The organism is Streptomyces sp. NPDC004609 (assembly GCF_042873655.1).
Classification (GTDB): domain Bacteria; phylum Actinomycetota; class Actinomycetes; order Streptomycetales; family Streptomycetaceae; genus Streptomyces.
The window spans coordinates 46,626-71,381 of sequence record NZ_JBIALS010000005.1 but is presented as its reverse complement, the minus strand read 5'-3'; the positions used below and the strand labels follow the sequence as shown (position 1 = coordinate 71,381).

Genomic DNA, 24,756 nt, shown 5'->3' with positions numbered 1-24,756 from the left:
AAGTGAATTGTCCCAGGTCACGCTGCGATTGGTGAAAAAGGCTTGACTGGGGTGACGAGGGTGCCCAGGCGCAGCCGTTCGGTGGCGGTCGCGGCGGCGGTCAGCGTCGGCAGCGCGCCGAACCAGGGGCCGTCGCGGAAGGTGCGCCAGGACAGATGGTCATAGGTGTACGCGGTGTGGAAGCCGAGCTCCTCGGCGCGTGTCCACTGCTCCTGCCCTCCCTCGCGCCAGGGACGGACGGGGAGGATCACGGTGCTCAGACGCTGACTCATGCCCCAGAGCCTACGGCGGCGGCCCGGCGCCCGACCGCGCCCGTTCCCGGACGCCCCGCCCGCGCCCGTTCCCGGCCGGACCCGACCGCATCGATCGGCCCGCACCCGACCCCGCCCGCACTGGACCGCGTACCCGACCGCGCGCACCGCCCCACCCGCACCGGGCTGCCCTGTCCACACCCCGCCGCCCGCGGCTACCGGTCCTGGAAACGCAGAAACTGCGGGGGTACGGAGTCGGCGAGCCAGACCCCGTTCGCGCTGACCCGGAAGACATGGCCCGCCCGGTGCATCGCCCCGGATTCGACCGAGAGCACGACCGGGCGCCCGCGGCGGGCGCCGACGCGGGTCGCGGTCTCGCGGTCGGGGGAGAGGTGCACATGGTGGCGGGCCATGGGACGCAGGCCGTCGGCGCGGATGGCGTCCAGATTGCGGGCGACCGTGCCGTGGTACAGATACGCGGGAGGCTCGACCGGGGGGAGCCCGAGGTCGACCTCGACGGTGTGCCCCTGGTTGGCGCGGATACGGGTGCCGTCGACGGTGAACCGCCGCTTGTCGTTGACCGCGACGACGTGGTCCAGTTCGGCCCGGGTGAACGGGAAGCTGTGCGCGGCCGCCGCCCGTATCAGCTCGTCGACCTCCACCCACCCGTTCTCGTCGAGGGTGATGCCGATGCGTTCGGGCTGATGGCGCAGATGCTTCGAAAGGTACTTCGACACTCTCACGGTGCGTCGTTCGTCGGGCGTCATGGTCTCAGGGTGGCCCGGCGGACAATCCGGCCGCCACTGAAAAAACTTCTGATCGGCAGGTTTGATCCACAGCCAACTATGGTTATCCACAGGCTAATTGAAGAATCTGTGGACAACTCTGCTTTCTCCTCAGTCTTCTTGATCAAGTCCACTGCCCTCGAAGCCTCTTGAGGCCAGAGCATCCAAGGTCCTTGTCTGCACTTCCCGTTCTGCCGCCGCCGCGATGAACGCCGCCGTGTTCTCCCGGCCAACCAGGGCCTGAACCGCCTGGATTGTCGCCGACGGCAGTGCGACGGAACGGCTCTCGGAGGCCATGGGTGCAGAATCCTCCGCCGCCAGATGCTGGAGGCGCCGCGTGGCGAACATCCGCATGGCCCTGGCCAGTTCGGCGTCGACTGTTTGCTGGGCGAGCGGCCGGAGGCGGCGGACCAGGGATGCCGCTTCGGCCGCGCTCGCGTCGGTCGGCGGACGATGCCCGAGATACCGGGCGAAGACGTGCTCGGTGGTGAACTCAAGGAAACGGGAGGCGATGTGTTCGACCTGACCGCGAAGTTCCCGAAGATGGCCCGCGATTGCGGCCAGAGGGACTCCTGCTGCGTGCAACTCAGCTGCGACCGCCAGCTCTTGAGGGCTGGGAACGAGAAACGCGTCGTCCCGGCCCGGGAGAGGCTCCAGAACACCCAGCTCGATCGCGTCCGCGACAGCCCGCTCGTCCGGAGGGCCACCGAACTTCTCGTCCAGCTCGGCCCGGGTGATCCGGGCGGCCTCCTCATCCGACCAGGGGCCCTGCACCTCGGCGACCAGGCCGAGCACCCCGCCCAGCCCCCGGCCCGCGTCCCACGCCTCCAGCAGCTCCTTGATCGAGGCCAGGGTGTACCCCCGGTCGAGCAGATCGGCGATCTGCCGCAGCCGCGCCAGATGGGCGGATCCGTACACGTTGGACCGGCCGCGCCGCTCGGGCCTCGGCAGCAGACCCCGGTCCTGATAGGCGCGGATCGTCCGGACGGTGGCACCGCTGTGGTGCGCCAGGTCCTCGATCCGGTATTCGGCGACTGACTGCTCGGACAAGCCCGCTCCCTCGACGACAGACCGCGTACGACAGACGGCTCGGCCCGCCCGCCCCCACGGTTACCCCACCTCACCGGCCACGCGGCTCCATCCGCCCCGACCCATGGGTCACCCGCGCCGCACCGGAGACCGTCCCACCGGCGACCCGTCCCCACGGTCCGAACGCTCCTGCGGGCAGACCACTCCCGCGGGCCGGCCGCGGCACCGGACACGTCCGGGCCCGGGCCCGAGCCCGGCTCCCGAACGCCTCTGCGAGGGATGGTACGACCGGCGCCCGCAGTGGGATACGGCCGTGAAGGCCGCGCACCCGACCACCGCCGGACTCCGCCCCCGCCAGGGCCCGTCCGCGTACTCGGAACGGGCTGACCAGCGACATGGACCAGCCACTCGGAACAGGCGGACCAGCCACACGGAACAGGGGCGGGGCCACGCCGGGACGGGTGCCGCCCCGAAACCCCGGCCGCCCTCACAGCGGGGGATCCAGCCGGGCGACCGCACGCAGCACTCGGGGAGATATACGCGATAGGAACAGCGCCCCATGTGCCTCGGGAGTCACCGGGACCACCGCCCGATTCCGGACGACCGCGCGCAGGACCGCGTCGGCCACCTTCTCCGGCGGGTAGTTCCGCAGCCCGTACAGCCGGGCGGACTTCTCGCGGCGGCGCTGCTGCTCGGCCTCGTCGACCCCGGCGAAGCGCGCGGTGGACGTGATGTTCGTATGGACGAACCCCGGGCAGATCGCCGAGACCCCGATGTCCCTGCCCGCCAGCTCCGCCCGGAGGCACTCGCTCAGCATCAGCACGGCCGCCTTGGAGGTGCTGTACGCGGGGAGCGCCTTCGACGGCAGATAGGCCGCGGCGGACGCGATGTTGACGATGTGGCCGCCCTGTCCGCGCTCGGCCATCTGCCCGCCGAAGAGCCGGCAGCCGTGGATGACGCCCCACAGATTGACGTCGAGAACCCGCTTCCAGTCCTCGGTGCCGGTTTTGAGAAGGGGACCGGCGAGCCCGATGCCCGCGTTGTTGACCAGGACGTCCACCACGCCGTACTCGGTGGCGACCTTCTCGGCGAGCTTCTCCATCGTGTCCTCGTCGCCGACGTCCGCCGTCTCGTCCCAGGCGTCGGGGGCGCCGATCAGCTGTGACATCTCCGCGGTCCTGGCCGCGCCCTCCCCGTCCCGGTCCACGGCCACGATCCGCGCACCCGCCTCGGCGAACGCGAGGGCCGTGGCCCGGCCGATGCCGCTGGCCGCCCCCGTCACCAGCACGAGCCGACCGCCGAACCGCTCCGCGTACGGCCCCCGGGGCACGGCCACGGCCGTGCCCGCCGTCCCCGGCGGGCCGCCGTCGTGGGCCCGGACGAAGTCACCGATCCAGGTGGACAGCTGGTCGGGCCGGGTGCGCGGCACCCAGTGCTTGGCGGGCAGGGTACGACGGGTCAACCGCGGGACCCACTCGTCCAGTTCGTCGTTGAGCCGCTCGGACAGAAACGCGTCACCGGTCGGTGTGATCAGCTGGACGGGCGCGTGGGCGTACGCGTCGGAGCGCGGGCGACGCAGCCGGGCACGGACATTGTCCCGGTAGAGCCAGGCACCGCGCGCCGCGTCCTCGGGCAGGGACGGGGTCGGATAGCCGCCGGTCGGCGGCTTCTCCATCCGCCGGAGGATTCCGGGCCACCGCCTGCCCAGCGGCCCTCGCCAGGCCAGTTCCGGCAGCACCGGCGTATGCAGCGCGTACACGTACCAGGACTTGGCGCCCTGGCCGAGGAGCTGGGCGACGCGGCGGGGGGTGGGCCGGGTCGTCCGCTTCCTGATCCAGTGCCCGAAGTGGTCGAGGGACGGCCCGGACACCGAGGTGAAGGAGGCGATACGGCCCTCGGCGCGCCGGACGGTGGTGAACTCCCAGCCCTGTACCGACCCCCAGTCGTGCCCGACGAGATGCACCGGCCGGTCCGGGCTGACCGCGTCCGCGACCGCGAGGAAGTCGTCCGTCAGCTTCTCCAGGGTGAAGCCGCCGCGCAGGGGTCTCGGCGCCGACGAACGGCCGTGCCCCCGCACGTCGTACAGCACCACATGAAAGCGGCCGGCGAGCCGCCCCGCCACCTCGGCCCACACCTCCTTGCTGTCCGGATACCCGTGGACGAGCACGACCGTGGGCCGCTCCGGGTCGCCCAACTCGGCGACGCACAGCTCGACTCCGCCCGTACGCACCCAGCGCTCCCGCGCGCCGTCGAGACTCATGCCGACTCCCTCGCTCATGATGCCCGGTGCCGCACGTGCGGCACATCGTCGTGCTGCCGGGAGGCGCTGTGCTCCGGGTCCCCGGAGTCGGTGACCACGGGATCTCCACCGCGTGGGCGACCACGCCGAAGGGATACGCGCGGTGGCGGTCGGCGTAACCCCGCCGGACCCCGAGCCGGTCCGGGTTCTCGTCGATCTCGCGCGCCGAGCCGCGCGGCCACAGCCTCCGCGCACGCATACACCGGCCGCTGGACGTCCCCCGAACCCCACAGCCGTGTGCTCGCCCCGCACTTCACCACCGAGGTCATGCCACTCCCCCTTCCAAGCCGGTCGCGGTACGCGTCCGTAAGGTGACACTGATGAATGTGACAATGCCCGACGGCTGCGTCAAGGGCCCTGCCCGGCCTGTGGAAAACTCCCCCGTCCGCCGGTCGGCGGACAGACTTCGGTCGGCCGACCTGTCCACTTTGGTATCGACCCCTTACGGGTACGTCCCTCTGGAGTCGGACACCGATCCAGCCGCCCAGGCTGACGTTCTCTGTGTCGTACGCCACTAGCGTCGAACCGTGACTGTGATCGTGACCGAAAGCCTGAGCAAGCGGTTCCCCAGGGTGACCGCGCTTGACCGGCTCTCCATGGACATCGGACCGGGCGTGACCGGTCTGGTGGGTGCCAATGGAGCCGGCAAGTCCACGTTGATCAAGATCCTGCTGGGTCTGTCCCCCGCCACGGAAGGCCGGGCCGCGGTGCTCGGGCTCGACGTCGCCACCAGCGGCGGCGCCATCCGGGAACAGGTGGGCTACATGCCCGAGCACGACTGTCTGCCGCCCGACGTCTCGGCCACTGAGTTCGTCGTCCACATGGCGCGCATGTCCGGACTCCCGCCGACCGCGGCCCGTGAGCGCACCGCGGACACCCTGCGGCACGTCGGCCTGTACGAGGAGCGCTACCGTCCCATCGGCGGCTACTCGACCGGCATGAAACAGCGGGTGAAACTCGCGCAGGCCCTCGTCCACGACCCCAAGCTGGTCCTCCTGGACGAGCCGACCAACGGACTCGACCCGGTCGGCCGGGACGAGATGCTGGGCCTGATCCGCCGGGTCCACACCGACTTCGGGATCTCGGTCCTGGTCACCTCCCACCTCCTCGGCGAGCTCGAACGCACCTGTGACCACGTCGTCGTCATCGACGGCGGATCGCTGCTGCGCTCCAGCTCCACCAGCGACTTCACCCAGTCCACCGCGACCCTCGCGGTGGAGGTCACCGACACCGACGAGCACCCCGACGGCACCGCCGTACTCCGCGAGCGGCTCGCCGCCGCCGGAATCACGCTCCACGCGCGCGTGGAGGACGGTCTGCCCGGAGCGGGCCACATCCTGCTCGTCGAGGCGACCGGGGACGAGACGTACGACGTCGTCCGCGACACCGTCGCCGCGCTCGGCCTCGGACTCGTACGCATGGAGCAGCGGCGTCACCACATCGCCGAGGTCTTCCACACCGCGACACCGGACCGGGCGACGGCCCCGGCCCCCGGGCAGTCGGCGGACCAGGCGATGGAGGCGCAGTCCCGATGAGCACACAGACCCCGGGGGCGGCCCCCGAGACCGCCCGTATCCACAACATCGGCTACCGCAACTACGACGGCCAGCGGCTCGGCCGCGCCTATGCGCGCCGGTCACTGTTCTCGCAGTCCCTGCGCGGCGCCTACGGACTCGGCCGCTCGGCCAAGTCCAAGGTCCTGCCGATGATCCTCTTCGCGGTGATGTGCCTGCCCGCGGCGATCATCGTCGCGGTCGCCATCGCCGGCAAGGCCAACAAGCTCCCGCTGGAGTACACCTCCTACGCGATCGTCACCCAGGGCATCATCGGGCTCTATCTGGCCGCGCAGGCGCCGCAGTCCGTCTCCCGCGATCTGCGGTTCAAGACCGTGCCGCTGTACTTCTCCCGCCCGATCGAGCGGATCGACTACGTCCTCGCCAAGTTCGGCGCGATGGCCTCGGCCCTGCTGATCCTCACGACATCGCCGCTGGTGATCCTCTACATCGGCTCGCTGCTCGCCAAGATGGACTTCGCCGACCAGACGAAGTGGTTCGCCCAGGGCCTGGTCTCGGTGGCGATCCTGTCCGTCCTCTACGGCGGAATCGGCCTGGTGATGGCGGCCCTCACCCCGCGCCGCGGCTTCGGAGTCGCCGCGATCATCGCCACCCTGACCATCACCTACGGCGCGGTCTCGACCGTCCAGGCCATCGCCTCGGAGACGGGCTCGTTCGGCGCGGTCAAGTGGTTCGGCCTGTTCTCCCCGGCCACGCTCGTCGACGGTGTGCAGTCCGCCTTCCTCGGCGCCACCTCCAACTTCCCGCAGGAGGCCGGGCCGGGTGCCGGTGTCGGCGTGATCTATCTGCTGGTCGTCCTCGCGCTGATCGCCGGTTCGTACGGGGTCCTGATGCGCCGCTACCGAAAGGTCGGGCTGTGACCGCCCATCCGTCGCCCACCGCCACCCCTCTAAAGAATGGGCCGCGCCCATGAGCACTCTTCACATCGAGCACGCCTCCCGGTGGTTCGGGAACGTCGTGGCCGTCAACGACGTCACCATGGCCATCGGCCCCGGCGTCACCGGCCTGCTCGGTCCCAACGGTGCCGGAAAGTCCACGCTCATCAACATGATGGGCGGTTTCCTCGCCCCCTCCACCGGAAGCGTCACACTCGACGGACAGCCGATCTGGCGCAATGAATCCGTCTACCGCCGGATCGGCGTCGTACCGGAGCGGGAGGCGATGTACGACTTCCTCACCGGCCGTGAATTCGTGGTCGCCAACGCGGAGTTGCACGGCCTCGGCGCCAAGGAGGCCCGACAGGCGCTGGCCACGGTCGAGATGGAGTACGCGCAGGACCGCAAGATCTCGACGTACAGCAAGGGCATGCGCCAGCGCGTGAAGATGGCGTCCGCCCTGGTCCACGAACCGTCCGTGCTGCTGCTCGACGAGCCCTTCAACGGTATGGACCCGCGCCAGCGCATGCAGCTCATGGATCTTCTACGGCGTATGGGTGCCACGGGCAGGACGGTGCTCTTCTCCTCTCATATTCTGGAGGAGGTCGAGCAACTCGCCTCGCACATCGAGGTGATCGTGGCCGGGCGGCACGCGGCGTCCGGTGACTTCCGCAGGATCCGCAGGCTGATGACGGACCGCCCCCACCGTTATCTCGTGCGTTCCAGCGACGACCGCGCGCTCGCCGCCGCGTTGATCGCCGATCCGTCGACGGCGGGCATCGAGGTGGACCTCGCCGAGGGCGCGCTGCGTATCCAGGCGGTCGACTTCGGCCGGTTCACCGAGCTGCTGCCGCAGGTCGCCCGCGACCACTCCATCCGCCTGCTCACGGTCTCGCCCTCGGACGAGTCCCTGGAGTCGGTGTTCTCCTACCTCGTAGCGGCCTGAAAGGAGCTGTGACGTCATGTACAACCCCACAGTCGCCCGGCTCACCTATCGGGCCGTGCTCGGCCGGCGCAGGGCCGCGATCCTTCTGATCCTGCCCGCGCTGCTGCTGCTGATCGCGGGAGCGGTCCGCGGTTTCAACGGCGCGGACGACCAGATCGCCGCCGATGTGCTCGGCGGATTCGCCATCGCCACGATGGTGCCGCTGATCGGCGTGATCGCGGGCACCGGGTCGATCGGGCCCGAGATCGACGACGGCTCGATCGTCTATCTGCTCGCCAAGCCGGTGAAGCGGCCGACGATCATCTTCACCAAGCTCATCGTCGCGATCGCCGTGACCATGGCCTTCTCCGCGATCCCGACGCTGATCGCGGGCTTCATCCTCAATGGAAACGGCCAGCAGATCGCGGTGGCGTACACCGTGGCCGCGCTGGTCGCGTCGATCGCCTACAGCGCGATGTTCCTGCTCCTCGGGACGGTCAGCCGGCACGCGGTCGTCATCGGCCTCGTCTACGCCCTGGTGTGGGAGTCCCTCTTCGGCAGCCTGGTCGAGGGCGCGCGCATGCTGAGCGTGCAGCAGTGGGCCCTCGCGCTCGCCGAGAGGATCGGCGGCGAAGGAATGATCGGCTCGGACGTGGGACTGCCGGCGGCGGTGATTCTGCTCGCGGCCGTCACCGTGGCGGCGACCTGGTACGCGGGACAGAAGCTGCGGGTCCTCAAGCTCGCGGGCGATGAGTGAGTCGTCGGAAGCCCCCGCCGCATGACGCGAGGCGCCGGCCCCGCCCGGGACTCTTCCGGGCGGGGCCGCTGCCGCTCCGGCGCCCGGCCGGTCCGGTCCGGCCGCCTGCTCGTTCAGGCGCCCGGCACCAGGTCAGGGCCCGGCCCCGAGGGCACGCGCCCGGCGGCCCTCTCCGGCGAGGACGCCGACGCCGAGGCACGGGTGTCCGCGCCGCTGAAGGACCTCGGCTGAAAGGACGGCGCACGGTTCGGCCTCGGCGGGATCACCTCGGGCCGGGGACAGGAGCATCCGGCCCTGCCCTTCATGGGTGTGGCGGGCGTGCTCGGCTCGCACACCTTCACCTTCCGGGTCGTGCCGAGCGCGCCGCAGTAAAAATCGGTGGCGCAGAACAGCCGTGCCGGGGACAGTGGTTGGGCCGGACGTACATCAGTGCGACCGGTCCACCTGCCGGGAGAGGAGCGCGACGATGACCGAGAGTCCGTCATGCTCCCCACAGGGCAGCGCCGGGCAGGCCACGGAGTAGCCATCGCCACTCCGCGGAGCCGCGCGAGCAGCTGCCCGAGGAGGCGGCCGCTTCGAGCGCGCGAAAGCGCGGGCCGCCTCCTTCCCGGAGGGGTGGGGCAGGCCGCTCCCCCAGGGGCTGTCGGCTGACTCCCGCCGGCTGCCGTTTCCCGGCGCGGTGCCAAACGGTCCGCCACGGGCGCAGGGACGTTACGCCTCGGCCGCGAGCAGGGACTCCAGCGTGACCGCGATGCCGTCCTCGTCGTTCGAGGCGGTCATTTCTGTGGCCACTGCCTTCACGTCATCGTGGGCGTTGGCCATGGCGACGCTGTGGGCGGCCCAGGCGAACATGGGGATGTCGTTGGGCATGTCGCCGAAGGCGATCGTGTCGGCGGCGCGCAGGCCGAGACGGCGGGCGGCCAGGGACAGGCCCGTGGCCTTGGAGAGACCGAGCGGCAGGACCTCCACTATTCCGGCGCCCGCCATGACCACGTCGACGAGACCGCCGATGGTCTCCCTCGCGACCGCGGCCAGCGCGTCGTCGTCCAGGGCCGGGTGCTGTATGTAGATCTTGTTCAGCGGGGCCGCCCACAGATCGGACACATCGGTCAGCGGCACATACGGAAGCGGCCCCTCCTGGACCGCGTAGTCCGCGCCGACCAGCACCTCGCCGTCGAGACCGTCGCGGCTGGCCGCCAGGGCCAGCGGGCCGACCTCGCTCTCCAGCTTGGCGAGCGCGATCGCGGCGACCTGGCGGTCCAGGGTCAGCGAGGTCAGCAACCGGTGCTCGCCCGCGTGATAGACCTGCGCTCCCTGGCCGCAGACCGCGAGACCCCGGTAGCCGAGGTCGTCCAGGATGTAACGGGTCCACGGCACACCGCGCCCGGTGACGACGATGTGCGCGGCGCCCGCGCCGGTGGCGGCGGCGAGCGCGTCGCGCGTGCGCTGCGAGACGGTCTCGTCGGTACGCAGCAGCGTGCCGTCGAGGTCCGTGGCGATCAGGGTGTACGGGAACGGGGCGGGGCTCACCGGGCGATCGGCTCCAGGGTCTCCCGGCCGCCCAGGTACGGACGCAGCACCGGGGGCACGCGCACCGAGCCGTCGGCCAGCTGGTGGTTCTCCAGGATGGCCACGATCGTGCGCGGTACGGCGCAGAGCGTGCCGTTCAGCGTCGACAGGGGCTGGACCTTCTTGCCGTCGCGCATCCGGACCGAGAGCCGACGGGCCTGGAAGCCGTCGCAGTTCGACGCCGAGGTCAGCTCCCGGTACTTGCCCTGGGTGGGGATCCACGCCTCGCAGTCGTACTTGCGCGAGGCCGACGCACCGAGGTCGCCGGAGGCCACGTCGATGACCTGGAACGGCAGCTCAAGGCCGGTCAGCCACTGCTTCTCCCAGTCCAGCAGCCGCTGGTGCTCGGCCTCCGCGTCCTCGGGGGCCACGTACGAGAACATCTCGACCTTGTCGAACTGGTGGACGCGGAAGATGCCCCGGGTGTCCTTGCCGTAGGTGCCGGCCTCGCGGCGGAAGCAGGGCGAGAACCCCGCGTACCGCAGGGGCAGCCGGTCGGCGTCGATGATCTCGTCCATGTGGTACGCGGCGAGCGGGACCTCGGAGGTGCCGACCAGGTAGTAGTCGTCCTTCTCCAGGTGGTACACGTTCTCCGACGCCTGGCCGAGGAAGCCGGTGCCCTCCATGGCGCGCGGGCGGACGAGCGCGGGGGTCAGCATCGGGATGAAGCCCGCCTCGGTGGCCTGCGCGATCGCCGCGTTGACCAGGGCCAGCTCCAGCAGGGCGCCGACGCCCGTGAGGTAGTAGAACCGCGAGCCGGAGACCTTGGCGCCCCGCTCGACGTCGATGGCGCCCAGCGCTTCGCCCAGCTCCAGATGATCCCTGGGCTCGAAGCCCTCCGCGGCGAAGTCGCGGACGGTGCCGTGCGTCTCCAGGACGACGAAGTCCTCCTCGCCGCCGACCGGGACCTCTTCGTGGACGAGGTTGCCGAGCTGGAGGAGGAGGCGCCTGGTCTCCTCGTCGGCCTCGTTCTGAGCCGCGTCGGCCGCCCTGACGTCGGACTTGAGCTGCTCGGCCTGCTTCAGCAGCCCGGCCCGCTCCTCGGGGGACGCCTTGGGGATGAGCTTGCCGAGGGCCTTCTGCTCGGAACGCAGCTCGTCGAAGCGGACGCCGGAGGACCTGCGACGCTCGTCGGCGGAGAGCAGGGCGTCGACGAGCGCGACGTCCTCTCCACGGGCGCGCTGGGAGGCGCGAACACGGTCGGGGTCCTCACGGAGCAGGCGAAGGTCAATCACCCCACCAGGCTACCGGTGCGCGCTCCCCGCCCGCGCGTCCGTTATACCGGACGGCATTTTGTCCCTATTGATGGATTTTGGGCGCGGCGGGGCGACGTGCCGGACCGGCGTCAATGAATAGTGCCCCATTCGCCGGAACGGGGTAGCGGGATCGGGCCGGAATTGACCCATATCCCTTGTGGGCTGGGGGACTTGGCTCGGCGTTGTCCACAGGCATGCCCGGGTGCGGAAAGTTATCCACAGGCTGTGTGGGAGAACTGTGGATTGTGGAGGTGATCATTCCTGGAGGCGGGGCGGACCCAGTGGAGTCCACTCCCAAACCTGCTCGACACGCTCATTTGGGTGGTAATTGCTCGCCCCAAAGAGTTGATCGATGAAACACGGGTGACGGGAAGGTGTCAGGGGTGAACTGCGGTCCTGTGGAGGGAAGTGGGGTGAGTCGGCCGATTTGTCGACTGGGAGGGGCTTGGTTGTCGACTTGTCCCCAGGTCGAGATGCGAGCCTGTGGATAACTCTGTGGATGACAAAAATCGGCAGGTAGGACAGTTCTGGTCAGCCCGGCGCCCTCTGCCCGGCGGCCCGTCGGCCAGCGCTTCGGCTCCGGACCGGTCCGGTCCCCGCCCCGGGAGCCCGGCTCAGGGCCGGCCGTCCTGGCAGCGCGCCAGCCAGTCCGAGGCGGCCGTGAACTCCGCGTCCGACGTTCCCGCCCGTGGCCCCGTGACGTCCGCGGGCGACACCCCCGCGCGCGGGTACGAGCCGAGGAAGCGCACCTCCGGACAGATCCGCTTCAGCCCCATCAGCGCCTCACCCACCCGCCGGTCGGCGACATGCCCCTCGGCGTCGACGGCGAAGCAGTAGTTACCGATTCCCGCACCCGTCGGGCGGGACTGGAGCAGCATCAGGTTGACCCCGCGTACCGCGAACTCCTGGAGCAGCTCCAGAAGCGCGCCGGGGTGGTCCTCACGCTGCCAGATCACCACGGACGTCTTGTCCGCACCGGTCGGCGCGGCCGGCCGTGCCGGGCGGCCCACCAGGACGAAGCGGGTCTCCGCGTTCTCCGCGTCGTGGATGTCGGTGACCAGCGGCTCCAGGCCGTACGTCGCCGCCGCGAACTCACCCGCGAAGGCCGCGTCGTAACGTCCCTCCTGGACCAGCCGTGCGCCGTCCGCGTTCGAGGCGGCCGACTCCCACAGGGCGTGCGGGAGGTTCGCCCGCAGCCAGTTGCGCACCTGGGGCTGGGCGACCGGATGCCCGGTCACGGTCTTCACCGCGGACAGCTCGGTGCCCGGCCGGGCCAGCAGCGCGAAGGCGATCGGCAGCAGCACCTCGCGGTAGATCATCAGCGGCTCGCCCGACGCCAGCTCGTCCAGGGTCGCGGTGACACCGCCCTCGACGGAGTTCTCGATCGGTACGAGTGCCGCCGCGGCGTCCCCGTTGCGTACGGCGTCGAGCGCGGCCGGCACGGAGACCATCGGGACGAGTTCCCGGGTGGCGGCTTCGGGGAGCGTACGGAGAGCTGCTTCGGTGAACGTGCCCTCGGGGCCGAGGTAGGTGTACCGCGTGGCTGACATACGGTCACCCTAGTGGGCCCGGGACGGCACCCGCGCCCGTGGTGGCCGGCCCTCCGGAACGCCTCCCGCACCCCTCCGGCACCGGACCCCGTCCGCCTCCCGCGAGGGGCTCGGATGCCCCCGAGGACTCCGGTAACAGGCACCCGCCATGGACAGCGACCCTTACATCTGGCCCGCGACCCGGCCCCCGCCCGGCACCGGCTCAGGCCCCTGTCCGCGCCCCGGCTCCCGCGCCCGGCCCGGGCACTCCACTCCCGCGCCCCCGGCCCGCCCGCACGCCCGTCAGAGCGGCCCCCGCGGTCCCGGCGGCGCGCCGGGCCTCCCTTCCGCGCCCGGAGGTCTACGGCTCCAGCAGCCGCTGCCCCACGTACTCGCCCTCGCCCGGACCGCTCGGGACCGCGAAGAGCCCGCTGGCCTCGTGGCGTATGAACGGGGACAGGGCGTCCCCCCGGTCGAGCTTGCGCTGCACGGGCACGAAGCCGCGCAGCGGATCGGCCTGCCAGCAGATGAAGAGCAGCCCGGCGTCCGGCGTCCCGTCGGCGCCGATCCCGTCGTGGAAGGAGAACGGCCGCCGCAGCATCGCGGCACCCCCGTTCTGCTCGGGCGCGGAGATCCGGGCGTGGGCGTTGGACGCGATGACCGGTTTCCCGTCCGCGCCCCTTTCGTCGAGCGCCAGGGCGGTCGTCTCCGTGCCGCCGGTGAGCGGGGCGCCGTCGGACTTGCGGCGGCCGATGACCTTCTCCTGCTGCTTCGGAGCGAGCGCCTCCCAGTCGTCGAGAAGCATCCGGATCCGGCGTACGACGGCGTACGAGCCGCCCGCCAGCCAGGGCTGACCGGTACCGTCCGGGACGAAGATCCGCCGGTCGAAGTCCGGGTCGGACGGTTTCGGGTTGTTCGTCCCGTCGACCTGGCCCATCAGGTTGCGGGTGGTCATCGGCCGGCCGGTGGCCCCCGGCGAGCGGTTGAAGCCGTTCATCTGCCAGCGCACCCGGGCCGCGCCGCCCGCCGCCTTCTGGATCGCGCGCAGCGCGTGGAAGGCGACCAGGGAGTCGTCGGAGCCGATCTGCACCCACAGGTCGCCGTTCGAACGCCGGGCGTCCAACCGGTCCGCCGAGAAGGCGGGCAGCGGGTCCAGTTCGACCGGCCGCCGGGCCACCAGCCCCGTACGGTCGAAGAAGGTGCGGCCGAACCCGAAGGTGACGGTCAACGACGACGGTCCCGCGTCCAGGGCGACCCCGGTGTCGGCCCCCGGGGCCGGGCGGCCCGCCATCAGCTCCGCCGCCAGCGCCGACCAGCGGCGCATCAGGGCCGCGGCTTCCCGCCGGCCCGCTCCCGGGGCCAGGTCGAAGGCGATCAGATGGCCGCGCGCCTGGAGAGGGGTGGTGATGCCCGCCTGGTGCCGGCCGTGGAAGGCGACGGTGGTCGAGCCGACCGCCGTCAGCGCCGTGGGGGCGTCACCGGAGGCGGCGGCATGGGCCACGGCCCCGCCCGCCGCGCCCAGCGCGAGCCCCGCCGCTCCCGCGGTGGACATCAGACGGCGGCGGGAGACACCGCCCCCGCCGGGAGGCCGGGGAGCCGCGTCCGCGGGCCGGGAAGCGGCGCCCGGGGGCGGGGTGCTTTCGTCCACCGGGTGCGGAGGCTGGGGAGAGGGGTCCACGGTAGGTCAGCCGATCTTCACGTTCTTGTCGATGGTGGTCTGGTCGATGTCCGATGTCCGTACGGTCACCTTGATCTGCCAGTCGCCGGGCATCGGGATCTGCACCCGGCTCGCGCTCCAGTGTCCCGCCGCCACCCGGTCGGGGGTGATCGGCAGGGGGCCGATCTCCTGGGCCCGGAGCGTGAAGGAGACCTTCACCTCGGGGGCGTCCAGCGGTTTGCCGTCCGTTCCGTCGACCCGGACGTGCATCTCATTGGCCCCGGGAGCGGCCGGGTCCAGGCTGAGCCGGATCGTCCCCTTCCCGTTCGAGCCGCCCGTGTCGAAGGGGACGCTGATCTCCGTGGGCCCCGTCGGCGCGGCATCGGCTGTCGCCGAGGAGGCGGGGGCCCGGCCCGCCTCTTCCTCCGTACGACCCGGTTCGGTCGCGGTCAGCACGGTGGTGACGGCCAGCACGACGACGGCGACTCCCGCCTCGGCCAGTACGGAACGGCGCAGTCCGGAGCGTACGGGGTCGGCGTCCCGTACCTTTTTCGCCCGGGCGGTGGCCACGGCGGCCCGCTGCCGGGCGAGCTGCGTGGCCCGTACGGAGTCCTCCCGGGGCTCGGTCGCGACCGCACCGGACCCCACGGGATCGGCGGGTTCTGCGGGGGCCGCGGGTCGGGACGGTCCGGGCGGAGGGCTGTCGGCCGGGACCGGCGCCCCGGCTCCGGAACGTTCCGCCTCCTCGTTCCGCGCGGCCTCCGCGCCCTCCGTGTCTTCCGCGCCCTCCGTGCCCGCTGTGTTCTCGGCGGCGCCCGAAGTCTCCTCGGCGAGAGCCGCGAGGCCGTCTCCGTCCGCGCCGTCCGCACTCCCCGTGTGCCCGGAGCTCTCGGTGGTCGGTGCCACCGCCAGCCGGGCCGTCCACCCGCGGGAGATCCGGGCGACGCCGATCATCACGGCGACCAGCGCGACCTTGGCCAGGAGCAGCTGTCCGTACGCCGTCCCGGTCAGCGCCGGCCATGAGCCGACCTGCCGCCAGGACTGGTAGAGCCCGGTCGCCGCGAGGGCGACGACACAGGCGAAGGCCATCCCCGAGAACCGCCGTACCGCCGCCGGTTCGATGGAAGGGGCCCGGTAGAGGGCCGTGAGCAGCGCGGTGAGCCCGCCGAGCCAGCCCGCCACGGCCAGCAGATGCAGCACGTCGAGGGGCATCGCGAGCCCTGTCTGGATCCCGGTCGACGCGTGCTCCGACAGCGCCCAGGTAGCGGCGATTCCGGCCGAGACGACGGCGCCGCCGACCGCCAGCCCGAAGGTGAGGTCCTTCTGCCGGTCCTCCCCCGCCTCTTCCGCCTCTTCCGCCCGGTCCGTTCCGCGGAGGCGGTCCCGTTGCGCGTACGCCCCGAACAGCACCGCGATGAACAGCGCCGCCGCGCCCAGCAGCAGCAGCCGGGAGACGAGGGCGGCCCCCGTCCTGGTCTCCAGGACCGCCTGGAGACCGCCGAGGTCGAAGGCGTCCGCGAGCTTCCCGGACCCGGTGTACGGGGTGCGGAGCAGCAGCGTCGCGAGGGTGGACGCGGCCAGCGTGACCCAGCCGTACGCGACGAGCCGCTGCACGGGCCGGACCGAGCCCCCGCGGCGCCAGCACACCAGGATGAACGCGGCGCCGCCGGTCATCAGGACGAAGCCCGTGTACGCCCCGTATCGCGCGACGTCGTAGAGGAAGCCGACGAGCCCGCCGCCCGCGTCCTGGTCCGGCAGGGCGACCTCGGTCCGGGAAGGCGCGCCGATGGAGAAGGTGAAGGCGCCGGAGACGGGGTGGCTGTCGGCCGATACGGCCTGCCAGGCCACGGTGTAGGTGCCGTTCGGCAGTCCGGGCAGCAGATCGACGGCGTAGGAGACCCGGCCGTCGGCGGAGAGATCACGGACGGCGGACCTGTCCGCCCGCTTGCCGCTGGGTTCGAGGACCCGGATGGAGTCCTTCCCCATGGCGATCTGCTCGGAGAAGGTGAGCGTCACCTCCTTGGGAGCGGTGGGGACCACCGCCCCGTCCTTCGGATTGCTCCCGGTCAGGGCGGCATGGGCGGCCGCCGGGCCCGCGCCGGCGAGCAGGGAACCGAGGACCGTGCCCAGGAGGACGGCCGCAGCCAGCAGCAGCCGTACGAGGGGATGGGCCGGCCGGACCGGGTACCGGCCGAGGCGCGGGGCGGTGGCTGTCATGGCGTGGTCGATGCCCTCCTGCTCAGTGGTGCTTCGACGGGCTGTCCGCCGGCCGGCCGTCCGGCTGTTTCGCCGGGTTGTACGTGGGCTCCTTGACCGGCAGCTCGACCTTGATCGGGCCGGAGCGCTCGAAGTGCAGTTCGACCAGGACCTTCTCGCCCTCCTTCGGCCGCTCCTTGAGCCGGGCGAACATGATGTGGCTGCCCCCGCGCTCAAGCGCGAGCGAGCCGTCGGCGGGAATGTCGAACGCCGTGACCTTCCGCATCGTCCGCCCCTTCGACTCATGGATCGAGACGTCGTCGGAGATGGCGCTGGTGACGGACGTGAGCTTGTCGTCCGCGCCGCCGTCGTTGTGCACGGTCAGAAACCCGGCGGCCATGTCGCTGACGGGTTGTGGCATGAATTCGCCACTCACTTTCAGCTCGGGGTCGCTCGGCTTACCGTTGGAGGAGCAGCCCGTCAGCACAAGCCCTGTGCTGACGGCCATGACACCGATGAGCCCTGCTGTTCTCCGGCCCGGAGCCCTGCTCCGGTCCGCCCACGTCCTTCCTGCCGGGGTACCGCCCGGTCCAGGAGGCATCCGACGGCTCTGCACCGTGTCACGGCCCCGGGCTGCCCCGGGGGCAGGAGCCGCCACCCGGGCCCGCGGTATCCGGCGGCTCACGGCTTCTCGCCGCGGACGAGCCTGGGAAGGTCCTTGGCGTAGTCGTCCGCGGAGGTGCTCTCGCCGTAGAGCACATAGCCCTGGTCGGTCGTGGGCGAGAAAGCCATGACCTGGGCACCGTGCATGGAGACGACCGTGTCGTCCTTCTCCTTCTTCGCGGGGTCGATGCCGATCCCCACCTGACGCGCGGCCGCCTGGATCTTCTTGAAGTCGCCGCTGAGACCGACGAAGGACGGGTCGCCCGCGCTGGGCAGCCACTTGGCCAGTTCGGCCGGGGTGTCCCGCTCGGGGTCGGTGGTGATGAAGACGACCTGGAGCTTGTCCTGGTCGGCCTTGGGGAGCTTCTTCTCGGCGATGGCGATATTGCTCATCGTCAGCGGACAGACGTCCGGGCAGTTGGTGTAGCCGAAGAAGATCAGTGTCGGCTTGCCCTTGGTCTGCGCCCGCAGGTCGTAGGGCTTGCCCTTGGTGTCCGTGAGGACCAGGTCCGGTTTGGCGAACGGCTGCTCCAGCACCGTTCCGGGCTTGTCGTTCGCCTGGGAGGAGACATCGGCGATGGAGTCCTTCGCCGAACCGGATTCGCCGGAGCAGGCGGACAGGGAGAGCGCGGCGGCCACGGCGAGCGCGGCTGCCACTGCGGTCTTCTTTCGCATGGAGAGAACAATCCTGGAGGTGGTGTGTTGTGCGAGGCGGTGGGTCAGGAGGTGCGGCGGCGGCCGGCCAGGACACCGAAGGCGACTCCCGCGGTACCGACAAGGATGCCGACGATCCCGAGGACGCGTGCGGTGGTGTCCGAGGAGCTGTCCGCCGACGCGTTCTCCGTCTTGTCCTGCTTGTTCTTGTCGCTGCCGTCGTGTTCGCCGTTCTTGGCGTCCGCGTTCGTGGCCTTCGCGCCGTGACCATCCTCCCCGGCGGCCGTCAGCTTCAGCACGGGGGCCGGCGACTCGGGCTCGGGGGAGCCCTCCCGCGCCTCCTCGATCCAGCGCACGACCTCCTTGTTGTCGTACGTCTGGAGAGCCTTGAAGACCATCTGATCGGTTTTCTCGGGGAGCCGGCCGAGAGCGAGCGGGAACTGCTGGAACTGTCCCGGTCCGATCTTCGAGCCGTCGGCGGTCCAGGTCACCTGGGTGACCGCCTCGGTGATCTGCTTGCCGTGCACCTGGAGCGGCTCGGCCAGCTTGGCCTTGGTGACGGCGACCTTCCAGCCGGGCACCGGCTGCGGCATCACGGACGCCAGCGGGTGCTCGGTCGGCAGACTGACCTCCAGCTTCACGGTCGAGGCGTTGTCGCGCTCGTTCGGGACCTTGAAATTGACGGTGGCGTAGCCGCCCTTGGCGGCCTCGCCCTGCGGCTGGACGCTGACATGCGCGAAGGCGGGCCCGGCGAGCAGCAGGGAGGAGACGGCGACACCGGTCACCACGGTGGCGGCACGCGCGGTACGGGACGAAAGGCTCATGGTGAAGACACTCCACAGGAGAGGAGAGACGGTGGCGTGCCACGGCGTACGGGGGTACGCGGGCACCGCGGCCGCACTCCCGTCGAGTGGGCCGCGTCAGGCTGCGAGCGCGAGGCGGGCGGGCGGCCCGCGCCTGATCACCGTGTGCTGGAGTGCCTCGCCCGCCGCCGGCGGGGAGGAGGCGTCCGAGGCCCACCGGGCGGGTGTGCCCGGCGGCGGACCCGGGAGGAGACCGGCGCCCAGGGCCCGTACGAGAGCGAGCGCGGCGCGCAGCGAGCGCAGCCGGGCGGCCTCGGCCACCACTTCCTGCATCTCGTGCGCGGAGTCGGTGGAGAGCCGGATCAGCCGCAGCAGGGCGAGATCGCCGCGGCGCAGCAGCCAGCCGGTCGCGAGTGCGGCCAGCAGATGGGCCAGCAGCATGGGGAGGGAGGGCAGCAGATCCGGCTGGGCCGCCGTCGCCGCGGTGGTGTGCGCGCCATGGCCGGGCGGGGTGATCCCGGCGGTGGTGACGACCCGGTGCGCGTCGGCGGCGCTGAGCGGTGCCGCGCCCGTGCCGCACATCAGCTTCGCGGCCATCCTGATGAGGACGTCGTCGGCCGCCGGCGCGAGCCGCAGCTGATGCTGGCCGAGCCCGAAGAGGGTGTGCAGCCCGAGCTGACCCACCGCCAGGGCGACCGCGATCACCGGCAGGGAGCGCGTGCGGCCCGAGAAGGGCACGGCCAGCGCGAACATTCCGGTGAAACCGACCGCGAGCGTCCACCACGGGACACCGGCACAGGCGACCACGGCATGTCCCGTCGCGGACAGCGCGACACAGACCGCGGTGAACACCGCGGCCCTCAGCAGCCGGGGACCCGCTGCGGTGCGCACACCGGGCGGGGGCGACGGGGACGACATGGCCGGGTCATCATCCCACCCGGCCCCCCGCCCCCGTACGGCAGGTCCGGAAGGTCCCCTTTGGGTCATGATCGCGCGCGGGATCGAGGCACTCGGTGACAGAGGGAGTGAGGCACCCGGTGACCGGGCAGGAGCCAATGAGGGGGTGCCGTCACCTCGGCATACACCGTCCGCCCGGTGGCGCGCTTCCGCCGAATGAGCGCAATCACACCAACTCTGTGCTTACGGACTATGCCTTGGGGCAATACGTAACGGTATGTCGAGCCGCAGCCAGGAGGCTGGAGCATGAGCATCTGGTGGTCACTCCACTTGCGGCGCGAGGCTGCGAGCGTTCCGCTCGCCCGGCGGCTGCTCATCGGCACGATGGAGACGGCGGGGGTGGATCCCGACATCTCCTTCGATCTGTCGGTCGCGCTCAGCGAGGCATGTGCGAACGCGGTGGAGCACGGCGGCAGCGAGCGGCCGGGCGACCCCCGGGGGGCGTATCGCGTCACCGCGTATCTGGACGGCGAGAAGTGCCGTATCGAAGTGGCCGATTCCGGTCCCGGTTTTCCGGCCCGGCAGGGGGTGGGGTGCGCCCATGCCGGCACCGGTGGTGCGGGAGGGCCGATGGTGGCGCCCGCGCCGGTGAGCGCCGAGGGCGGTCGAGGGCTCTGCCTGATCGAGGAGCTGGCCGACCATGTCCACTTCGGCAACCGGCCGGGGCGTGGAGCCGTGGTCAGCTTCGACAAGGTCCTGAAATGGCGGGAGGACGCGCTCCTCAGGGTCTCCTAGACCCCGTTCGGCACGTCCTCCGCCAGGGACCGGCGATCGCGGCCGGCCCGGACCGGGTGTGACGCCGCGCCACGAGCCCTCTCGGGCAGGAGCCGCATCGGGCCGCGCTCCGGTGCACGGCCCCGGGGACGGCCCCTGAGCAGCGCCAACGGCACGGGAACCGGCCCCCGCGTGACAGCGGATCGAGGAGGAGGCCCGCGCCGAGCCGCCTCCCGCCGCCCGGCTGACGGTCGGCGCCGGGCCGCCTCTCGCCCGGGTGACGGTCGGCGGTGGCCGGGGGCTCAGCTCTTGAGCGACGCCATCCAGGCCTCGACCTCGTCGGCCTGCCGGGGCAGGGCGGCCGACAGATTCCGGTTGCCGTCCTCGGTGACGAGGATGTCGTCCTCGATCCGTACGCCGATACCGCGGTACTCCTCCGGCACGGTCAGATCGTCCGCCTGGAAGTAGAGACCGGGCTCGACGGTCAGGCACATACCGGGCTCCAGCGTGCCGTCGACGTACGCCTCGGTACGCGCGGCGGCGCAGTCGTGGACGTCCAGACCGAGCATGTGACCGGTGCCGTGCAGCGTCCAGCGGCGCTGGAGGCCCAGCTCCAGCACCCGCTCCACCGGACCCTCGACCAGACCCCACTCCACGAGCCGCTCGGCCAGCACCCGCTGGGCCTCGTCGTGGAAGTCGCGGTACTTCGCACCCGGCTTCACGGCCGCGATACCGGCCTCCTGCGCGTCGTACACCGCGTCGTAGATCTTGCGCTGAAGCGCGTCGAACCGGCCGCTGATCGGCAGGGTGCGGGTGACATCGGCCGTATAGAGGGCGGTGGTCTCCACCCCGGCGTCCAGGAGCAGCAGCTCGCCGGAGCGGACCGGGCCGTCGTTGCGCACCCAGTGCAGGGTGGTGGCGTGCGGACCGGCGGCGCAGATCGAGCCGTAGCCGACGTCGTTGCCCTCGACACGGGCCCGCAGAAAGAACGTTCCCTCAATGTAGCGCTCGCTGGTCGCCTCGGCCTTGTCGAGGACCTTGACGACATCCTCGAAGCCACGCGCCGTCGCGTCGCAGGCGAGCTGGAGCTGGTCGATCTCGAAGGCGTCCTTCACCGCGCGGGCCTCGGAGAGATAGACGCGCAGCTCCTCGTCCCGCTCGGCGGTGACCTTGTCGGTCAGCGCGGACTCGATCACGGAGTCGTGACCGCGTACGGCACGGACGGGACCGGTCTGCTCGCGCAGCCGGTCCGCCAGCTCCCGTACGTCCTTCGCGGGGATGCCCAGCAGCTGCTCGGCCTCCGCGAGGGAGTGGCGGCGGCCGACCCAGAGCTCGCCCTGGCCGGAGAGCCAGAACTCGCCGTTCTCACGGTTGGAGCGCGGAAGGAGGTAGACCGTGGCGCTGTGGCCGTCGGCGGTGGGCTCCAGGACCAGGACGCCGTCCTCGGTCTGGTCACCCGTGAGATAGACGTACTCCGTGGAGGCGCGGAACGGATACTCCGTGTCGTTGGAACGGGTCTTCAGGCTGCCGGCGGGAATCACCAGCCGCTCGCCCGGGAAGCGCGCGGAAAGGGCGGCACGGCGGGCCGCGGTGTGCGACGCCTGGGCCACGGGCTTCAGATCACGCAGCTCGGTGTCCGCCCAGCCGCCGGCCATGTTCTGGGCAAGCTCATCGGAAACTTCCAGGTAGAGGCCGTTTTTCCGCTGCTTGACCGGCTGCTCTTCTTCTTCCGGGGCACTCGGGGTGAGCTCCTCGGCCACGTCTGCCTCCTCGATACGTCATCGGACCGGACTCCATCGTATGTGCGATGTGAAGGCAGCTTTTCGAGGTGTGAGAAGCGAGACAAAACGGACCTTAAGGGGAACGCGGTCTCAGGACGGACGGTGGCCCCGACGGCCGGGCCCCGGACGGACGCCGCCCCGGGGACCGGCGGGCAAGCAGGCCCGTACGGGGCGGGCAGGCCCAGGGCCGGGCGCGGTCGCCGCGAACCGGCTCAGTCGAAGCGGGCCGCCAGGAGGACGACATCGTCCTCGTACCACTCTCCCCTGCCGTCTCCGCCGCGGCCGCGGGGCCCGTCGGCCCCGCCGGGCAGGACCGTGTTCAGCACATGGTCGGCGATCGCCCCGGGATCCTCCCGGGCGGCCCTCGGCACACTCGCCGCGGCCGCGTGCAGCCGCGCGAACGCCCGGTCCATGGCGTCCCCGGTACGCCGCAGCAGCCCGTCGGTATAGAGGAGCACCGTTTCTCCCGGCTCGGGGCACAGCTCCACGCTCGGCGCCTCCCAGCAGGCGAGCATGCCCAGCGGAGCCGAGAGCGAGGTCTCGACGAACTCCGTGCGCCGTTCACCGATCACGAGCGGCGGGGTGTGCCCGGCCCCGGCGAGCACGATCTTCCCGGCCGCGGGCTCGGCGTACGCGAAGAGCGCGGTGGCGGTACGGGCCGGTTCGGTCAGCCGCAGCAGCAGTTCGAGGTCGGAGAGTACGGCGACGGGGTCCTCGCCCTCCATCACGGCGTACGCCCGCAGGGATGCCCGCAGCCGCCCCATGGCGGCCAGCGCGCTCGGCCCGGAACCGCTGACCGAGCCGACGGCCAGCCCCAGCGCGCCGTCCGGCAGCGGCAGCGCGTCGTACCAGTCCCCGCCGCCGCGCGGACCGGTACGGTGCCGGGCGGCGAGCCGGACTCCGGCGACGCGGGGCAGCCGGCTCGGCAGCAGCTCCTCGGCGACGGTCGTCACGGTCCGCCGGGCCGCCTCCAGCTCCAGCAGCCGGGCCAGATGCTCGGTGGCGTACCGCGTGTAGAGGCTCACGAGATGGCGCCTGCGGTCCGCGGGGGCGGCGGGCTCGTCGTAGAACCACACGGCCGCGCCCAGGGTGCCCGCGGCCTCGGAGGCGAGCGGCTGGGTGTAACTGGCGGCGCAGCCGAGGGCGGCGGCGACTTCGCGGTGGCGGGGGCCGAGCGACTCGTCGCCCAGCAGATCGGGCTGGGCGACGGGCTGCGGCGGACCAGCGGGCCCCTCGGGCCGGCGGCCGGGTCGGCGTTCCTCCAGGATCCGTCCGTACGCGGTCATCGCGCGCGGAACGGTCTCGATCTGGCCCAGTTCGGCGTGGGTGAGCCCGAGTCCCTTGGTGAGGCCGGGAGAGCGGCCGGCCCCGAAGGCGCCGGCGTACTCCGACCAGCCGGTCTCACCTCTCCCGCTGGTCTCACGGCTCCCACCGGTCCCGCCGGACCGATGGGCCTCTCCATACGACTCATCGGACTCACAGGAGTCATAGGACCCATCGGATCCATCGGATCCATCGGACCCATCCGGTCGACGAGATCTCTGAACTCCCCGATATTCCCGGGATTCCTGAGATTGATCGGATTCAAGGCATCCGTGCGACCCCTGAGGCGGATCCGAGGGATCCGACGCCTCCGATCCTTCCGGCGGATCCGACCGCTTCGCCGGAGACCGATGCGATCCGGGGGACCCGTCCTCGTGGGGTTCGCCGTGTCCCCGGGGCTCATCGCTGTGATGGGCCCGGGTCACGCCGGGCGCGGGGCGGCGGGCGCCGTCGGGCAGTGGTTCGAGGACGATCATCCCCCGGCGCGCGCCCACCAGAGCGGCGCCGGCGCACAGCAGTTCATGCAGAGCAGTGTCGAGCGAACCCGTGGCGGCCAGGCGTTCGGTCAGCTCGTGGAGGGTGGTCAGATCGGAGACCCACCCGGCGAGCCGGTCCTGGATCACCGCGCCCGGCGGCGGGTCGACCGGGACGCCGACGAGGGCGTCCGCGGGGATTTCCGAGGGTGTCGGGAGGGAGGTGAGGGCGGTCAGAGCCGCCGCAGTGTGCGTGGGGTTGGGAACCGATGAGTTGATTCCGGCCACTTTCGGCAGGTGTGGGGCGCTCATGGCAGCGAACTTTCCGGCTGGTGCGTTCCGCTCAATAGCATCGCAAACCCCCATGTCATTCTGCGCCGCTATCAATGCATCCACATCTACACGCACATGTGAGGGGATGTCCAGCATTGCACCAGTGGGATTGATGGTGTCTACGTGCCCTTGGGATGTCTTTGGGCTGTTCTTGAACCGGTTTCCGAGCCCTCCACGAACCGTCCGCGAACCACCCCTTCCTCCGCATCCTGAACTTGGCCGGAAAATGCATGTGGCAGCCGTCAATTGAGGTCGACTGAGGGCGTTCGGCAGTGATCCCTCAGTGGATCTCTCCGGGGCAGAGGGCCTCGGAGGGACACCGGAGGGAGCGTCATACCAAACGTGGTGGGTAC

Annotated in this window: 21 protein-coding genes and 1 pseudogene; 6 read left to right on the top strand and 16 right to left on the bottom strand. The window is 71.3% G+C overall.

Annotated features, from left to right (window positions below; translation table 11 throughout):
• Positions 1-17 precede the first annotated feature (17 nt).
• From ACFYT4_RS06525 to ACFYT4_RS06505, 5 genes and pseudogenes are all read right to left on the bottom strand, one after another.
• The gene (locus ACFYT4_RS06525) at positions 18-272 is read right to left on the bottom strand and encodes an LLM class flavin-dependent oxidoreductase (RefSeq protein WP_389265900.1); all 255 of its coding nucleotides are present in this window, start codon (positions 270-272) and stop codon (positions 18-20) included.
• Between the two features lie 194 nt (positions 273-466).
• Positions 467-1,018 (bottom strand): RNA 2'-phosphotransferase, encoded by a 552-nt coding sequence (locus ACFYT4_RS06520; RefSeq protein WP_389265899.1) that lies wholly within the window; start codon positions 1,016-1,018, stop codon positions 467-469.
• 129 nt (positions 1,019-1,147) lie between these two features.
• The gene (locus tag ACFYT4_RS06515; protein WP_389265897.1) at positions 1,148-2,086 is read right to left on the bottom strand and encodes a MerR family transcriptional regulator; all 939 of its coding nucleotides are present in this window, start codon (positions 2,084-2,086) and stop codon (positions 1,148-1,150) included.
• A 466-nt stretch (positions 2,087-2,552) separates the two neighbouring features.
• Positions 2,553-4,325, bottom strand: coding sequence for an SDR family oxidoreductase (locus ACFYT4_RS06510; protein ID WP_389265895.1), 1,773 nt, complete (start codon positions 4,323-4,325; stop codon positions 2,553-2,555).
• A gap of 85 nt (positions 4,326-4,410) precedes the next feature.
• Positions 4,411-4,554 (bottom strand): annotated as a pseudogene (locus tag ACFYT4_RS06505) (Xaa-Pro aminopeptidase); the annotation flags it as partial.
• A gap of 343 nt (positions 4,555-4,897) precedes the next feature.
• Between ACFYT4_RS06505 and ACFYT4_RS06500 the strand changes: the two are divergent.
• The 5 genes from ACFYT4_RS06500 to ACFYT4_RS06480 are packed head-to-tail and all read left to right on the top strand — an operon-like array spanning position 4,898 to position 8,726.
• Positions 4,898-5,899, top strand: a complete 1,002-nt coding sequence (locus ACFYT4_RS06500; protein ID WP_389266258.1) for an ABC transporter ATP-binding protein — start codon at positions 4,898-4,900, stop codon at positions 5,897-5,899.
• The gene (locus ACFYT4_RS06495) at positions 5,896-6,798 is read left to right on the top strand and encodes an ABC transporter permease (protein ID WP_389265893.1); all 903 of its coding nucleotides are present in this window, start codon (positions 5,896-5,898) and stop codon (positions 6,796-6,798) included. The genes ACFYT4_RS06500 and ACFYT4_RS06495 overlap by 4 nt, the downstream gene beginning before the upstream one ends.
• Before the next feature lie 49 nt (positions 6,799-6,847).
• Positions 6,848-7,759 carry an ABC transporter ATP-binding protein gene (locus ACFYT4_RS06490; RefSeq protein ID WP_389265891.1) on the top strand — a complete coding sequence of 304 codons (912 nt, stop codon included), beginning with the start codon at positions 6,848-6,850 and terminating at the stop codon, positions 7,757-7,759.
• 16 nt (positions 7,760-7,775) lie between these two features.
• Positions 7,776-8,495, top strand: a complete 720-nt coding sequence (locus ACFYT4_RS06485) for an ABC transporter permease subunit (RefSeq protein WP_389265889.1) — start codon at positions 7,776-7,778, stop codon at positions 8,493-8,495.
• 21 nt (positions 8,496-8,516) lie between these two features.
• Positions 8,517-8,726 (top strand): hypothetical protein, encoded by a 210-nt coding sequence (locus tag ACFYT4_RS06480; protein ID WP_389265887.1) that lies wholly within the window; start codon positions 8,517-8,519, stop codon positions 8,724-8,726.
• Positions 8,727-9,206: 480 nt separating this feature from the next.
• Here ACFYT4_RS06480 and ACFYT4_RS06475 read toward each other — a convergent pair whose 3' ends face one another.
• The 9 genes from ACFYT4_RS06475 to ACFYT4_RS06435 form a co-directional block, all read right to left on the bottom strand.
• Complete coding sequence (locus ACFYT4_RS06475) at positions 9,207-10,025, bottom strand: HAD family hydrolase (RefSeq protein WP_389265885.1); 819 nt, start codon at positions 10,023-10,025, stop codon at positions 9,207-9,209.
• A complete protein-coding gene (gene serS, locus ACFYT4_RS06470) occupies positions 10,022-11,299 on the bottom strand; it encodes a serine--tRNA ligase (protein WP_389265883.1) in 1,278 nt (425 codons plus the stop codon). Before serS ends, ACFYT4_RS06475 begins: the two co-directional genes overlap by 4 nt.
• 635 nt (positions 11,300-11,934) lie before the next feature.
• Positions 11,935-12,870, bottom strand: coding sequence for a prephenate dehydratase (gene pheA / locus ACFYT4_RS06465; RefSeq protein WP_389265881.1), 936 nt, complete (start codon positions 12,868-12,870; stop codon positions 11,935-11,937).
• Positions 12,871-13,210: 340 nt separating this feature from the next.
• Positions 13,211-14,497 (bottom strand): iron uptake transporter deferrochelatase/peroxidase subunit, encoded by a 1,287-nt coding sequence (efeB, locus tag ACFYT4_RS06460; protein WP_389265880.1) that lies wholly within the window; start codon positions 14,495-14,497, stop codon positions 13,211-13,213.
• A 36-nt stretch (positions 14,498-14,533) separates the two neighbouring features.
• Positions 14,534-16,723: a copper resistance protein CopC gene (locus ACFYT4_RS06455; protein WP_389265878.1), complete on the bottom strand. Its 2,190-nt coding sequence runs from the start codon at positions 16,721-16,723 to the stop codon at positions 14,534-14,536.
• Positions 16,724-16,745: 22 nt separating this feature from the next.
• Complete coding sequence (locus ACFYT4_RS06450; protein ID WP_389265876.1) at positions 16,746-17,210, bottom strand: copper chaperone PCu(A)C; 465 nt, start codon at positions 17,208-17,210, stop codon at positions 16,746-16,748.
• 173 nt (positions 17,211-17,383) lie between these two features.
• Positions 17,384-18,040, bottom strand: coding sequence for an SCO family protein (locus ACFYT4_RS06445; RefSeq protein ID WP_389265874.1), 657 nt, complete (start codon positions 18,038-18,040; stop codon positions 17,384-17,386).
• Between the two features lie 44 nt (positions 18,041-18,084).
• Complete coding sequence (locus ACFYT4_RS06440; protein WP_389265872.1) at positions 18,085-18,843, bottom strand: YcnI family protein; 759 nt, start codon at positions 18,841-18,843, stop codon at positions 18,085-18,087.
• A gap of 96 nt (positions 18,844-18,939) precedes the next feature.
• Positions 18,940-19,740 carry a hypothetical protein gene (locus tag ACFYT4_RS06435; protein WP_389265870.1) on the bottom strand — a complete coding sequence of 267 codons (801 nt, stop codon included), beginning with the start codon at positions 19,738-19,740 and terminating at the stop codon, positions 18,940-18,942.
• A 285-nt stretch (positions 19,741-20,025) separates the two neighbouring features.
• On the opposite strand from ACFYT4_RS06435, the gene ACFYT4_RS06430 reads away from it, so the two are divergent.
• Positions 20,026-20,514, top strand: coding sequence for an ATP-binding protein (locus tag ACFYT4_RS06430; protein WP_389265868.1), 489 nt, complete (start codon positions 20,026-20,028; stop codon positions 20,512-20,514).
• Between the two features lie 281 nt (positions 20,515-20,795).
• On the opposite strand, the gene ACFYT4_RS06425 is transcribed toward ACFYT4_RS06430, so the two are convergent.
• Both ACFYT4_RS06425 and ACFYT4_RS06420 read right to left on the bottom strand, forming a co-directional pair.
• Entirely contained in the window at positions 20,796-22,253 is a 1,458-nt protein-coding gene (locus ACFYT4_RS06425; RefSeq protein WP_389265866.1) for an aminopeptidase P family protein, read from the bottom strand.
• Between the two features lie 233 nt (positions 22,254-22,486).
• Positions 22,487-24,499, bottom strand: a complete 2,013-nt coding sequence (locus tag ACFYT4_RS06420) for a PP2C family protein-serine/threonine phosphatase (protein ID WP_389265864.1) — start codon at positions 24,497-24,499, stop codon at positions 22,487-22,489.
• Positions 24,500-24,756: the final 257 nt, after the last annotated feature.